Origin of the sequence: Runella sp. (genome assembly GCF_965279615.1) — a bacterium.
Classification (GTDB): Bacteria; Bacteroidota; Bacteroidia; order Cytophagales; family Spirosomataceae; genus Runella.
Genome location: NZ_OZ257252.1, coordinates 3,502,530 through 3,517,271, shown reverse-complemented (window position 1 = coordinate 3,517,271; position 14,742 = coordinate 3,502,530). Strand labels below are relative to the sequence as shown.

Here is a 14,742-nt window from a genome sequence, read left to right as displayed (position 1 = left end):
TCGGTACTAACAATCTCCTTCGCGAGAAGAAAACGTTCTAATGGGTGATTTCCGGTAAGTTCTTTTTCTAAAGCCAGTTGTTGGCCTTGTACCATTGCCAGGTTTCGGCAATTCCCTTTGCTAAATTATATTGAGGGCGGTAGTGTAAATCATGTTTGGCGGCTTCAATACTGCAAAACCAGTTTGAAGCGGTCAGTTCTCTTACTTTTTCACGGTTCACTACGGGCGCAACCGGCGAGAAAGTCGCTCCCAGTTCCATGATATTGGCAGCCAGTTTCAGCACTCCTACGGGCAAATGAACCCGGCGCGGATTTTTACCGCTGATCGCTTTAAATGAATCCGCCAAGGCGTATCGGTCGTAGGCAAATCCGTCAGAAATATTATACACCTGACGTCCGTTTTGGCCTTTAAGCAAAGCAGAAACCGTGACTTCTGCCAGATCTTTGACGTATACAAAACTCAACCGTTGGGGTTTTGTTCCGATGTAGGCGTCAAGGCCTTTATTGAGGGTTTTGAAAAGAATAAAGATGTCTTTTTCTCGCGGTCCGTACACGGCGGTGGGCCGTATGGTGGTTAGAGGCAACGCTCTCAATTCTTCTAAATACTTCTCTGCCAGTAGCTTGCTTGCACCATAACTTGTAATGGGCGCCGGCGTTGTAGTCTCCGTGATTGGCTGCTCGTCGGTATAGGCTAAAGGTCCCAACGCCGCCAAACTGCTCATAAACACAAACCGTTTTAACGGAATATCTGTCTCCAGTGCAGCTTCAGCCAACAAACGGGTATAATCGGCATTGACTGCATTATAGGCTTGACTGTTTTTGGCCCTTGTGGCCCCCGCAGAATGGATGATATAGCTATAATTGCCCTCGTGCAACAGCTTTTTCAGCGCATTCTTTTCACTAAATTCAGGATAGACAAATACGGGTTCGAATTTTTTCAGGTGGCTTACATTACTGGAGGGCCTCACAGCAGCATGTACTTCTAAGCCTGCTTTCTGTGCTGCTTCTATCAGGTGATACCCGATAAAACCGCTCGCCCCCGTAATCAATACCCTGTTGTTCATAATTCTTTCTCGTACAATCTGTACCTTTTGTAAAGCTTACCATTGATCTGTTCGATGGCGTGGTTCATCAGGTAATTATCTTCCAACATCCATGAACATTCGCCGCCCGTAATCTTGGTGCCGTAGGTGTTCTTGATGATGGTGCCGTATAAGCAAGCTTCAATTCCCATCTTACGGTATCCTTCAAGCACACCTAAGGTCAAAACACGAAGGCGGGTGATATTTTTCTTTTGAAACAACAATTTGAAAAGCCCCGTCGGTAACAATCTTCCGCGCTTGATCTTGATAAGTACCTGATTTATATCAGGAATACCCAACGCAAATCCCACAAACTTGCCGTCTTTTTCGGCCACTATGCAAAAGTTAGGATCCAAGACTAACTTTAGGTCATTGGCCAGATAATCAAATTCTTTATCGGTCATGGGTACAAAACCCAGGTTCTTATCCCATGCCGAATTATATACCTCTTTGATCTTAACAGCCTCTTCCTTAAATTTTTTAAGATTAACTTTGCGAATGGTAATCCCCTGACGTTTAAGTCGTTCCTGCAACGTATCCAACAACTTTATCGAACGGTCGTTAGAGTTACTTACTTCCAGTTCGTAGGCCAACAGATCGGTTTTTTTGTGCAGCCCCGTATGTGTTAACAATGTTTCATAGTACGGTGCATTGTAAGGCATCATCGCCATCGGCGGGCGATCAAAACCTTCTACCAACAGTCCGGATGGGTCATTTGTTGAAAAATTGACCGGACCGATAATAGTCTCCACGCCCTGTTCTTTTAGCCAATCAGATGCCTGTTTAATTAATGCATCTGCCGTTTTTTGATCATCAATGCAATCGAAAAATCCGAAAAAGCCGTCTTTTCTTTCGGTAAAAGCATTGTGGTTCGTATTTAAAATGGCGGCAATTCGGCCTACTACACGTTGATCACTATACGCAAGAAAAAGCTTCACTTTTGAGTGCTCGTGGAAAGGATGCTTACCGGGCGTCAGCATGTCTCGTTGAGCAATGAAAAGCTCCGGGACATAATTTTGATCGTCGCGATACAAATCGTGCGGGAAATCAATGAACTGACCAAGCTCCTTTTTAGAGTCTACGGAAGCTACGCGTATCATAATCTTTGTTTTATTGCATGAGGACATATTTTTCGGTAAATTCTTGCCATTTTATCAACCGCTTCTTCAATTTGACTGAAGGTATGCGTTGCCATCAAAGAGAACCGGATCAGGGTATCTTCGGGGCGAACAGCGGGTGAAACGACAGGATTTACGAAAATGCCGTCTTCCTGTAAAAGTTTGGTTATCAAAAAAGTATGTTCGTTATTTCGGATATAGACCGGTAAGATCGGGCTTTCCGTATGTCCTAAGTCAAAGCCATTGATAAGGAGCAACTCTTTGGCATAACGGGTATTGGCCCAAAGTCTTTCGATATGGAACGGCTCCGATTCAATAATATCCAATGCGGCCAATGTGCTGGCTACCGTGGCGGGAGTCATGCTGGCGCTGAATATAAGTGAACGCGCACGATGTTTTAAATACTCAATAGTGTTGTTGTCGCTGGCAATAAATCCGCCCAACGAAGCAAGTGATTTACTGAATGTTCCCATGATCAGATCGGTCGTTTCTGTCAGCCCGAAATGAGAGGCCGTGCCCGCACCTTTCTCTCCGATCACTCCCAAACTGTGGGCGTCATCAACCAAAACTGCGGCATCAAATTCTGCCGCCACTTTATTCAATTCCGGAAGTTTGACAATATCTCCTTCCATACTGAATATGCCATCAGTAGCAATCAACTTGACCGCTTCATCCGGTAATAAACTCAGTTTTTTTCTCAGGTCGTCCATGTCATTATGAGCATACTTAATGACCTTCGAAAAAGATAAACGACTTCCGTCAATAATGGACGCATGATTCATCTCATCCAATAAAATGTAATCGTGACGGCCCGTAAGACAGGAAAGTGCCCCTAAATTAGCCTGATAGCCGGTACTGAAAAGAATTGCTGATTCTTTTCCCGTAAAGGCAGCCAATCGCCTCTCCAACTCTATATGAATATCTAATGTTCCGTTCAAAAATCGGGATCCTGCGCAACCCGTACCATATTTCTGGGCCGCTTTCTGCGACGCCTCAATAATATAAGGATGGTTGGTAAGCCCCAAATATGAATTGGAACCAAACATTAAAACAGGTTTTCCACCAATCATCACTTCCGTATCCTGCCCTGATTCAATAGGTCTGAAATAGGGATATAACCCTTTCTCTTTTACAACCGCAGCTTCCTTAAATTCTGCGACTCTGTTTCGTAATTTATTACTCATACTGTCAATGTGTGTCAGATATATAAATTAAGCTAAATTGGTGATCAGCCAATTCCTTCATAGGTGTCAGTAATTTCGCAGAGGGTAAAGGAAGTAAGATGGCCAACTTAAAGTTACAAACAATTATTTGGAAAAATTGTTCAAACACGGTTAAAAATACTAAATAACGGCTTCCGGGATAAAAAGATATTCTGTAATCATGCTGATAATTAGGTTTTTATGATTTTCGGCAAACGCATTAAATTCTTCTTCCGATGAATTATGCATCTTCATATTGAGGTTTTTGCCGACAAAAATAAACTGCAAACTTCCCATGATCAAAGGCATCAAATGCTCAACCGAAATATTCCGCATTCTGCCGTTATCGATCTCTTCTTTGATCTGGTTTGACAACGTAACGTTTAACAGTTGTTTGAAATTTGTCAACTCAGGTAAAAGACGTTCCGGGTCGCGGTGAATTTCAGTCATTAAAAACAACACCAACGTTGGCTCTGTTTTCATCATCTGAAAATCCTCTTCGATCAATTCGATCAGTTTTTCCCGAATGCTGATCGGCTTCTCAAAGATTTTTAAAGTGTTCTTGCAATAATAACTGAACAGATCCCTGAATATCTCCTGAAAAAGCTTCTCCTTACTTCTAAAATAATAATTCGTCAGCGCAATATTCATACAGGCTGCTTCAGCAATATCTCTCGCCGTAGTTCCTGCAAAACCCTTTTTTAAAAAAACAGACTTCGCTGCTTCTTTAATTTTTTCTTCACTTGATTGAGTAATACACGTCACCTTAACCTCCTGATTTTCTTAACCTGCGTCAAAGGTTGCAACTATTTTTTTATTCACCAAATATTTTAAATGCATATTTTAAACAAATGTTTAAAATATGCATTTAATTCAATAAAAAATTAGTTTTGTCTAAAAAAACAAATGATTTTTTGTTGAATATATGAGAAAAATCCTGTTTCATTTTTTCTTATCCTTTAATACTATGTAACACAATTAGTTATTATTCAGTAGTATATACTATATCAAAATACTGTGCCAAGGTGGTTTTGAATTGGTATTTAGCCTATAAAAAATAGTATGATTTATGAAGGTTTGTTTGTTAATTTGATGTCAACTTTGATAAAACGCATAAATCGGCCTTTTGAAAATCAAGTTCTTACATACGGAAGAAGAACTGCTTTGGCAACGCTTCAAAGAAGGCGACAGCGGCGCATTGGGACAACTCTCACGGCGTCATTACCGTGCGTTGTTCAATTATGGCACTAAGTTCACCAAAGACCGTGAAATTGTCAGAGACTGTATTCAAGACTTATTTTTGGAACTATGGGAACGGCGGGAATACCTTACCGAGACACCTTTTGTGCGTATTTATCTCATAAAATCACTTCGGAACAATCTCTTCCGTAAACTTCGTCAGGAACGATGGATGCTTGACGCCGAAGACCTCAACGACGACATCCCTTTTTCTGATCATACTTCTGCCGAATCTTCCCTGATCGAAAATGAGCTTTTTCAGGAAAATGAAGAAAAAGTAAAAGCGGCGTTGGCCAAACTTCCCAAACGCCAGCAGGAAATTATCTTTCTCAAATTCTACGAAAGTCTGTCTAACGACCAGATCGCCGAAATTTTGACCATGAACCGTCAGTCGGTAGCTAATCTACTGCACCGCGCCCTTACTTCACTGAAAACGAATTGGTTTTCGTTGGCCAAAATGCTGGTTTGCATTTGGGCGGGATAAAAAAATCAAAAAAAAATTACTTCAACTGAGTATTGCCAAGATGAAGCTGTCTATCTCATTATAGACAAGGTATCAAAGTACAATTATTTCTATGATTGATTATACCACCTACACCGCCGAAGCGTTGGCCTTAGATGAATTGTTTCGGGCGTGGGTTCTGGAAAACGCGGAGCCGCTTTTTTGGGAAAATTGGCTAATAGATTACCCGGAAAAGGCGGTGGTTGTGCAGCGTGCAAAACAAATTGTGCTCACATTGTACCGCGCTCAGGAAGAAATTTCAGAAGATGAAATTGATGAGGCGATCCAACAACTTGTACAACGGGCAGAAGAGCGTGCGGTTGTTGTTCCGCTTTGGCGCAGAACATGGGTGCGAGTGGCAGCGGCGTTGATCTTGGTTCCGCTTGCCGGTTGGTTGATTTATCGTGAGAATAATACTGATAACGTAACCCCTTATCAGGAAGTAGTTCAGCAAATTCAGAACGAAGTCAAACTGATCGAATTTACCAATACAACCTCCCGCGCCCAATTAGTGACGCTTTCCGACGGCAGTTCTGTGGTGTTACAGCCACAAACGCGCATCAGTTATCCCACCATTTTTCCATCCGACAAGCGGGAGGTTGTTTTGTCGGGCGAAGCTTTTTTTGAAGTTTCCAAAGATCCTGCTAAACCTTTCTTCGTATTTGCCAATGGATTGGTAACCAAAGTGTTGGGGACCACCTTTACGGTGCAGGCTTACGAAAAAGACCGCGAAGTACGGGTCATTGTCAAAACGGGAAAAGTTTCGGTCTTTTCTCGGGAAGATCCAATGGCAAGCTCCAAACAAAAAAATCGAGAGCTTACAGGCCTCGTACTGACGCCCAATCAGCAGGTAACGTTTCACCGAGCCGACAGCCGATTGGTGCGCTCTTTGGTCGAAAAGCCGCAGTTGTTGGCGTTGTCTGAGATCCAACAGCAAAGTTTTGAATTTCGTCAGGCGCCCATTTCAGACGTGTTTGCGGTTTTGGAAAAAGCCTACGGCGTAAAGATCGTGTACGACGAAGAACTTATGGGGGCGTGCGAACTCACCGCTACGCTCGGTGACGAACCGTTGCTGGAAAAAATGCATCTGATCTGTAAAGTACTGGAAGCCAATTATGAATTGATGGACGCACAGATTGTGGTCAATGGTAAAGGATGTAAATAACACACAAAGCAAATGCGATTAACAAACAATAAACTCCACAAACTTCGATAAATACAGAACCTTTTAACCCCGTAGGCACTCTATGATTTGAAAAAGTTTTAGCTATTAACCAACAAAAAAAGTCGGTGATGTGTCCGCATCACCGACCCGTAGTTTTCCCCAAAGTTTCTCAGGCTTCGTGACACCCGTTATTTAACGAGTGCGGGGATATTTTTGTCAATCTTGTAAACCAACAAAGATCAAAATTATGTCAAAACATCGACAATTCAACAAGTTGCTGCTCAAAATCATGCGAATCACTTGTTACCAATTATTTCTGACAATTCTATGCACTTCCTTCGGATACGCCATAGACACCAAAGCGCAGGAACTCCTTGAACGCAAGATAAGCGTTCAGGTAGCAAACCAGGAAATCGGCCGCGCCCTCGAACGAATCGAAAAAGTAGCGGATGTACGGTTTATGTACAGTCCCCAATTGATCTCATCTAAACGAAAAGTAACACTGGTGGCTAAAAACGAGCGCCTTTCCACGATTTTGGAAGGATTGCTTCGTCCGCTTAATATCGAATATGAGGTGGTAGGAAATAAAATCCTTCTCAATCGTACACCTCCTCGTGCGGCATCGGAGAATGACCGTACGGAACTTCTCCCAAACGCAATACCCATCGAACAAACCGTCAAAGGAACCGTCACCGATGAAAACGGTGCGGGCCTGCCGGGCGTAAGCGTGGTAATGAAAGGGGCGAATAAAGGAACAACCACTAACCAAAACGGCACATATTCGCTCGCCGTGCCTGACGAAAAAACAGTGTTGGTGTTCAGCTTTGTCGGCTATGAACCACAGGAGATCATCGTAGGGAATCGTAGTATTTTGGACGTAGCGCTGAAGACAGACATAAAATCGCTCAGCGAAGTAGTGGTAGTGGGTTATGGACAAGTCAAAAAGAGTGATTTGACCGGCTCGGTAGCGACTGTTCCCGTAGAAGAAATCAAAAAAGTGGCAGTGACGTCTCTTGACCAGGCCTTGCAGGGACGCGCAGCGGGGGTACAGATAACCCAAAACTCCGGCTCGCCGGGAAGTTCTACCACCATTCGGATTCGGGGCGGTAACTCCATTCAGGGAGATAACGAGCCGTTGTACGTGATCGACGGAATTCCGTTCAAGAACGACGGTGCCGGGAGCGGTTCAAGTTTTAACGTACTGAGTACGTTGAATCCCAGCGATATAGAATCAATGACCGTGTTGAAAGATGCTTCTTCCACTGCTATCTACGGTTCTCGCGGAGCCAACGGTGTTGTTATTATCACCACCAAACGCGGTAAAGCCGGTAAATCAACCATCAACTTTGAAAGCTACTATGGCGTGCAGCAGGTTCGTAAAAAATACGGTGTGCTGAACGCTTCTCAATATGCGCAGTTTGTCAACGATGCCAACACTAACGAAGGCCGCGCGCCGGTTTATACCCAAGCGCAGGTGGACGCTTTCGGTGAAGGAACGGATTGGCAAAATGAGATTTTTCGTTCGGCTCCCATTGCCAATTATCAGCTTTCTACAAGCGGTGGCGATGAACGTACACAGTATGCATTGGCCGGCGGCTATTTTAAACAGCAGGGATTGGTGGCCAATTCTGACTTTGATCGTTATTCGCTTCGATTAAATCTTGACCGTAAACTGACGGATAAACTTAAAATAGGCAACAGTCTGACCATCAATCGCACTTCTACCAATCGGGCGCGCACCGACGGCGACCTGGGCAGTGCCGGCTTGGTAACGATGGCCGCCTTACAGTTTCCGCCGATTTTGCCCGTTTACAATCCTGATGGTACTTACCTGATTACAAGCCCCGCTTTATCATTTACCGCCGATAACCCGGCGGCGTTGGCGCGTGAAAGTAAAAATATCAACACGGCGTTTCGCGCGTTTGGAAATGTCTTTGCTGAATATCAGATCATTGAAGGGTTAAATCTGAAAGTATTGCTCGGAGCCGACGCCATTTTGCAGAAGCAGGATTCCTATTTGCCGCGCAGCGTATCAAGCGGTTTGGCTCAGGGGGGAGCGGCTTCCATTTTTAACAGTCAATCGCTGACGTGGCTCAACGAAAACCTGCTTACGTATTCCAAATCGTTTGGGGTACATAACATCAATGCCTTGTTAGGGTTTACGCAACAGGCCAACCGTACTGAAAACAGCACAGCCTCGTCCCGCAACTTTGTAAATGACAATTTAGGCTCGGGCAATTTGGGTGCCGGTTCGGTGCCGTTGGTGCCTTCATCGGGCATTGGCACGTGGGGGTTGCAATCGTATTTGGCGCGGATCAATTATGGTTACAAAGACAAATACCTGTTTACGGCGTCGTTCCGAACAGACGGTTCATCGAGGTTTGGGGCTAACAAACGATACGGCTATTTTCCTTCGGCGGCGTTGGCATGGCGTGTGTCGGAAGAAAGTTTCCTTAAAAGTGTACGTTTCCTAAGCGATCTGAAACTTCGCGCTACTTACGGCTCAACGGGAAATCAGGACGGTATCGGAAATTACCCGGCGTATTCGTTATTAGGAACGCAGAATTATGTGTTGGGCAATCTCGTTTCGACGGGTATCGGGCCTTCACAAATCGCCAATCCTGACCTTTCATGGGAAACAACGACGCAGGCAGATCTGGGCATCGACGCCGGATTCTTCAATAATCGCCTTACGCTTACTGCTGACGTGTACCTGAAGCGCACGAAAGATTTGCTTTTGAACGTGACCATTCCAAGTACATCCGGTTATTCAAGTGCGATTAAGAACTTGGGTAAAGTTGAAAACAAAGGCATTGAGATCAGTATTTCGTCACATAATCTGGACGGAGCCTTTAAGTGGAACACCGACCTGAATTTTGCTTCCAACCGCAATACCGTGCTGGATATTGGCGGTGTGCCGCAAATATTTGCGGGCCAGGTAGCCAACATCGCCCAAAACGTCAACTCGGGCATCGTGCGCGTAGGTGAGCCGTTAGGAACCTTCTATGGGTATGTAACCAATGGATTGTACCAAACTACTGACGAATTAACGGCCCTCAGCGATCCGCAAGCGCGTAAGCCCGGCGACCGTAAGTACTTGGATCTGAACGGCGATAAGAAAATTGACGATAACGACCGTACCATCATCGGGCGGGCGCAACCTAAGTTTATCGGTGGAATCAGCAATACATTTTCGTATAAGGGATTTGAGTTGACAGTATTTTTACAGGGCGTTTATGGAAATAACATCCTGAATGCCAATCGGTTTGAGTTGGAATACCTCAACGGTACCAACAACCAGGACCTTGATATGCTCAATCGCTGGACGCCTTCCAATACCAATACCGATATTCCGAGAGCATCAACTACCCGTCCGGCCAACCGCATTTCGACGCGCCAGATTGAAGATGGTTCCTATCTGCGTTTGAAAAACTTGCAATTGGCCTATAACTTTTCGCCGACGGTGTTGAAAGCGCTTAAAATCCAGTCGTTACGGGCGTATGTAACGGCTCAGAACTATGTGACATGGACCAACTATTCCGGCTATGACCCCGAAGTCAACCGTTTTGGGCAGGACAGTCGCAGCCAAGGATTTGACTACGGCAGTTATCCCGCCGCCAAAACCTTGATGTTTGGGTTAAATATTGGTTTTTAATTACTTAAAACGATGACGAAAATGAAAGCAAAATATATTCTCTGTGCACTGACGCTCACTTTTGGAGTAACTTCCTGTGATGTGTTGGACCAAATTCCCGAATCAAGTTTTACGCCCGATAATTTTTACAAAAATGCCGATGATGCCAAAGCGGCCATGAATTCGGTGTATGATCTGATGAATACGGCTGAAATGTACAATCAGGTCATGTGGATATTGCAGGACCAAGCCACCGACGACGCGGAATGGGGCGGAGGGCGCTCAACGGCCAATCAGGCGAAAAATGACCTTGATAAGTATACTTTCACCCCTGCCACCAGTACGTTTCAATCCGTTTGGACCACTGTGTATCGGGCTATCAGCCGAGCCAATACGGTGATTGACCGCTTGCCGGCGGTTCCGATGGACACTGACTCGAGGAATCGTTTGATCGCGGAAGCTAAATTCATGCGTGGATTCTATTATTTTACGTTGGTTCGCTTGTTCGGTGGAGTGCCTTTGGTTGTTAAAGAAACGACCTCGCTTAGTGATCTGGCGGTGGCTCGCGCTTCCGTAGATGATGTATATAAACAAATCATTCAGGACTTTACCGACGCTGAAACGGTTTTACCTACCACTTACAGCGCAGGCGACCGCGGGCGGGCTACGAAGGGGGCCGCTAAAGCATTTTTGGCAAAAGTGTACCTCACACGTCAGGATTGGCCTAAAGCATCGGCCAAAGCCAAGGAAGTAATGGACATGGGAATTTATGATCTGTGGGCCAATTATGCCGATGTATTTGCCATTGCCAATAAGAACGGGAAAGAATCCATTTTTGAAATGCAGGCATTGGGCGGCGGCGTTGGCGAAGGAAGTTTCATGCAGGGCTACATGCGTCCCAATTTTGACCGGGTCAATGGCGTATCGGGTTTCGGGGATGATCCGGTAACCGACAACCTTTACAATACTTACCGCGCCGACGACAAACGCCGTAATGTCAATCTGAGACTTTACACCGCTACGGGTACTCCTGCGGCTCCTTCCAGCGTTACGTTTCCCTGTTATGTCTATAAATACTTAGATCCTACCGCGACCGGCAACGGCGACGGAGCGAATAATTTTCCGATCTATCGTTTCGCCGATGTGTTGCTGATCTATGCCGAAGCACTCAACGAACAGGGTGCCAACAACGCTGAAGCGTATGCCGCCATCAACCGTGTTCGTACCCGGGCGGGATTGCCGGCGCTTACCAATCTTACTCAGGCACAATTTCGGGAGAGTGTGTTGTTGGAAAGACGCCTTGAATTGGCGTTTGAAAGCCATCGTTGGTATGATTTGGTGCGTACTAAACGGCTAATCAGTGCAATGCAGGCACAAAATCCGAGCATTAAAGTAGAAGAAAGGCATTACCTGTTTCCTATTCCGCAGACGGAGCGGGATGTCAATCCAAAATTGGATCAAAATCCCGGCTATTAATTTTTAAAGGGGTTTTCGGGTAGTAAAAAAACGCCCGAAAACCCCTTTTACTGTTTCTGAACCTTATTCAACTAATTGATAAAATGAGCATTTTTGAACGTCTTACTACACCGTTTTTGACCTTAAAAGTAACGATTTTTGGAACGCTTTTGGCCGCGGTTCTCCTATTGCCAAGCCATACCCCAAAATTGACCAAACCTGCCAAAACATTTCAGGCCGATGTAATTATTTATGGCGGAACCTGTGCGGCGGTCACGGCAGCGGTACAAGTCAAAAAAATGGGCAAAACAGTCATTATTGTTTCTCCCGACAAACATTTGGGCGGACTGTCGTCGGGTGGATTGGGTTTTACCGATACGGGCAACAAAGAAGTGATCGGTGGATTGTCGCGTGAGTTTTACCAACGCCTTTACAACCATTATCAAAAAGAAGAATCATGGAAATGGCAAAAGAAGGTAGAATACGGCAACAAAGGACAAGGTACTCCCGCCATTGACGGTACCAACCGAACCATGTGGATCTTTGAACCTCACGCAGCAGAAGGCGTTTTTGAAGATTTTGTAAAAGAATACAAGCTCACCGTTTACCGTAACGAATGGCTCGACCGCTCGGCCAAGGGCGTTACCAAACAGTCGGGCGGTATCACTTCTTTTAAAACGTTGAGTGGTAATGTGTACCAAGGAAAAATGTTTATTGATGCCACGTACGAAGGCGATCTTATGGCGGCAGCAGGTGTAAAATACCACGTTGGACGCGAAGCCAACAGCGTATACGGTGAAAGATCAAACGGTGTACAGGCAGGTGTATTTCAACATGGGCACTATTTTAAATCAAACGTGAGCCCTTATAAAATAGAAGGTGATCCTAAAAGCGGATTATTGCCCGAAATATCGGCGGAAGAAATCGCCCCTAATGGAACCGGCGATAATAAAATTCAGGCGTATTGTTTTAGAATGTGCCTGAGCAATCATCCCGACAATCGTATTCCTTTTCCGAAACCCGTAGGTTATGATCCTGCAAGGTATGAGCTGTATGCACGGGTGTTCAAAACGGGTTGGCGCGAAACCTACGATAAGTTTGACCCCATTCCCAACCGTAAAACCGATACCAACAATCACGGCCCGTTCAGCACAGATTATATCGGCAAAAACTACGATTATCCCGACGCAAGCTATGAGCGTCGCAAAGCGATCATCAAAGACCACGAACTGTACCAAAAGGGATTAATGTATTTTCTGCAAAACGACCCGCGCGTGCCCGCCGACGTTCAGGACAAAATGAAGCAATGGGGATTGCCGAAAGATGAGTTCACCGATAACGGCAACTGGCCGCATCAATTGTACATTCGCGAAGCGCGGCGTATGTTGGGCGTATTTGTGATGAAAGAGGCAGATGCATTGGCAGAAACCAAAGTGCCCAACCCGATTGGGATGGGATCGTATGCGTTGGACGCTCACAATGCACAGCGCTATGTCAAAAAAGATGGCTATGTACAAAACGAAGGCGACATTGGCGTACATCCCAAAAGCGCTTATTCCATCGCCTATGGGGCGATTTTACCGAAAGAAAATGAATGCAATAATTTATTGGTGCCGGTCTGTGTGTCAAGTTCGCACATTGCCTTTGGCTCGATTCGGATGGAGCCGGTTTTCATGATTTTGGGGCAGTCGGCAGCGACGGCGGCGGTGTTGGCAATTGATACTAAAGTTTCGCCGCAAAAATTGCCTTACGAAAAACTTCGTGAAGTGCTACTCAAAGATAAGCAGCGATTGGAGTTATGATTAAAAATAGTTTTTCTTTAAGGAGTTTTTTAGGTAATTCAGTTGTTCAATCCACAGGGAATTATCAAGTTATATAAAGACTTGACAGATGAAAAAAAGATAACTTTTTCTCATAAAAGAACATAATTAAGAAAAATGCCGGAATTTCAATAACTTTAGCTTGTGCGAAAGCACTTTACAATTGGTTAGTATTGAAAAAGCCTCGGGGAGCTTCGCCGAGGTTTTTTATTTGTGGGTTTGAAAGTGAAGTAAGGGTAACTATGTATTTGTAAGTGCTTTACAAATACATAGCATAGACTAAACAACAAAGAAATATGCCACTATCATTATCTCGACGTTCGGCCTTAAAAAATGTAGCAGGAAGCGCCGCTCTTATATTGTCACCTTTAACGCTGACGGAGGCTTTTACTGCATCAAATAAAGCACTGGGTCCTGAATTAAAAGGTCGGATCAAACAATCGGTGTGCCGCTGGTGTTACGGCAAGATCCCTCTGGAAGATCTTGCTCGCGAAGCAAAGGCTATGGGACTTCAATCCATTGAATTGTTAGGACCCAATGACTGGCCCATTGTTCAAAAATATGGGTTAACGTGTGCCTTGCCTAACGGCGCGGGTATGGGAATTGAAAAAGGATTTAACAATCCCTTATACCATGATGAACTTGTAGCGAGTTATGAAGCAATCTTTCCTAAGTTGGTAGAGGCAGGCCTCAATACCATTATTTGCTTTTCTGGAAACAGGAAAGGTATTTCTGACGAAGAAGGTTTGGTAAACTGCACCCTGGGCCTTAAACGCCTCATACCGTCAGCGGAAAAGTATAAGATCACCATGATTATGGAGTTGTTGAACAGCAGAGTAAATCACAAAGATTACCAGGCTGACAAAAGTGCATGGGGTGTTGAATTGTGCAAAAGGGTCGGCTCGGAGCGCTTTAAATTGCTGTATGATATTTACCACATGCAGATCATGGAAGGCGATATTATCGCCACTATCAAAAGAGATCATCAGTATTTTGGACATTATCACACCGGTGGTGTACCGGGCCGCGCCGAAATCGACGATACGCAGGAATTGTATTACCCCGCCATCATGAAAGCCATTGCTGATACAGGTTTTCAGGGGTACGTAGCGCAGGAATTCATTCCCAAACGCCCTGACCCTATCGCTTCATTGAAGCAGGCGGTGGAAATTTGTGATATATAATGTACTGTCAGTTTATTGATGTGTTGTCGGGTTCTCAAACCCGATAGAAGTGGTTTCTCAAAGCCGCTATAGTTTCTATATTTTTTAATTTACACAGATAAAAAAACGAGTCGTGCTTTCACAAAAGCGCGACTCGTTTGCGTTTGAACAAAATAAAAACTTTTTCCAAGAAGGTTGTTTTGAAGGTATTGTCAAAAATGCCCCATATTTTATCTATGTTGTATAATTTTAAGGCAAATTATATTCTGTAAAATTTTTATTTTGTTCAATAAAAGTGCGATTTTGGCCTTTTACAAGGAGTCGAGCGAGCTTGTACAGAATATAATTCCGTTCAAACGATAT

The 14,742-nt window shown here is 44.6% G+C and carries 10 protein-coding genes; 6 read left to right on the top strand and 4 right to left on the bottom strand.

What is annotated here, in order from left to right; translation table 11 throughout:
- Positions 1 to 67 precede the first annotated feature (67 nt).
- The 4 genes from ACQY73_RS14840 to ACQY73_RS14825 form a co-directional block, all read right to left on the bottom strand.
- On the bottom strand, positions 68 to 1,063 hold the full coding sequence (locus ACQY73_RS14840) for an NAD-dependent epimerase/dehydratase family protein (RefSeq protein ID WP_428667399.1): 996 nt from the start codon (positions 1,061 to 1,063) through the stop codon (positions 68 to 70).
- The gene (locus tag ACQY73_RS14835; protein WP_428667397.1) at positions 1,060 to 2,181 is read right to left on the bottom strand and encodes a hypothetical protein; all 1,122 of its coding nucleotides are present in this window, start codon (positions 2,179 to 2,181) and stop codon (positions 1,060 to 1,062) included. Before ACQY73_RS14835 ends, ACQY73_RS14840 begins: the two co-directional genes overlap by 4 nt.
- Positions 2,178 to 3,383, bottom strand: coding sequence for a serine palmitoyltransferase (gene spt / locus ACQY73_RS14830; protein ID WP_428667395.1), 1,206 nt, complete (start codon positions 3,381 to 3,383; stop codon positions 2,178 to 2,180). The genes ACQY73_RS14835 and spt overlap by 4 nt, the downstream gene beginning before the upstream one ends.
- A gap of 159 nt (positions 3,384 to 3,542) precedes the next feature.
- Entirely contained in the window at positions 3,543 to 4,166 is a 624-nt protein-coding gene (locus ACQY73_RS14825; RefSeq protein ID WP_428667393.1) for a TetR/AcrR family transcriptional regulator, read from the bottom strand.
- A gap of 361 nt (positions 4,167 to 4,527) precedes the next feature.
- On the opposite strand from ACQY73_RS14825, the gene ACQY73_RS14820 reads away from it, so the two are divergent.
- From ACQY73_RS14820 to ACQY73_RS14795, 6 genes are all read left to right on the top strand, one after another.
- Entirely contained in the window at positions 4,528 to 5,124 is a 597-nt protein-coding gene (locus ACQY73_RS14820; protein WP_428667391.1) for an RNA polymerase sigma factor, read from the top strand.
- A gap of 91 nt (positions 5,125 to 5,215) precedes the next feature.
- Positions 5,216 to 6,307, top strand: coding sequence for a FecR family protein (locus tag ACQY73_RS14815; protein ID WP_428667389.1), 1,092 nt, complete (start codon positions 5,216 to 5,218; stop codon positions 6,305 to 6,307).
- 247 nt (positions 6,308 to 6,554) lie between these two features.
- Positions 6,555 to 9,962: a TonB-dependent receptor gene (locus tag ACQY73_RS14810; protein WP_428667387.1), complete on the top strand. Its 3,408-nt coding sequence runs from the start codon at positions 6,555 to 6,557 to the stop codon at positions 9,960 to 9,962.
- A 21-nt stretch (positions 9,963 to 9,983) separates the two neighbouring features.
- Complete coding sequence (locus tag ACQY73_RS14805; RefSeq protein ID WP_428667385.1) at positions 9,984 to 11,417, top strand: RagB/SusD family nutrient uptake outer membrane protein; 1,434 nt, start codon at positions 9,984 to 9,986, stop codon at positions 11,415 to 11,417.
- A gap of 83 nt (positions 11,418 to 11,500) precedes the next feature.
- Entirely contained in the window at positions 11,501 to 13,198 is a 1,698-nt protein-coding gene (locus ACQY73_RS14800) for an FAD-dependent oxidoreductase (RefSeq protein ID WP_428667383.1), read from the top strand.
- A gap of 314 nt (positions 13,199 to 13,512) precedes the next feature.
- On the top strand, positions 13,513 to 14,400 hold the full coding sequence (locus tag ACQY73_RS14795; protein ID WP_428667381.1) for a hydroxypyruvate isomerase family protein: 888 nt from the start codon (positions 13,513 to 13,515) through the stop codon (positions 14,398 to 14,400).
- Positions 14,401 to 14,742 lie beyond the last annotated feature (342 nt).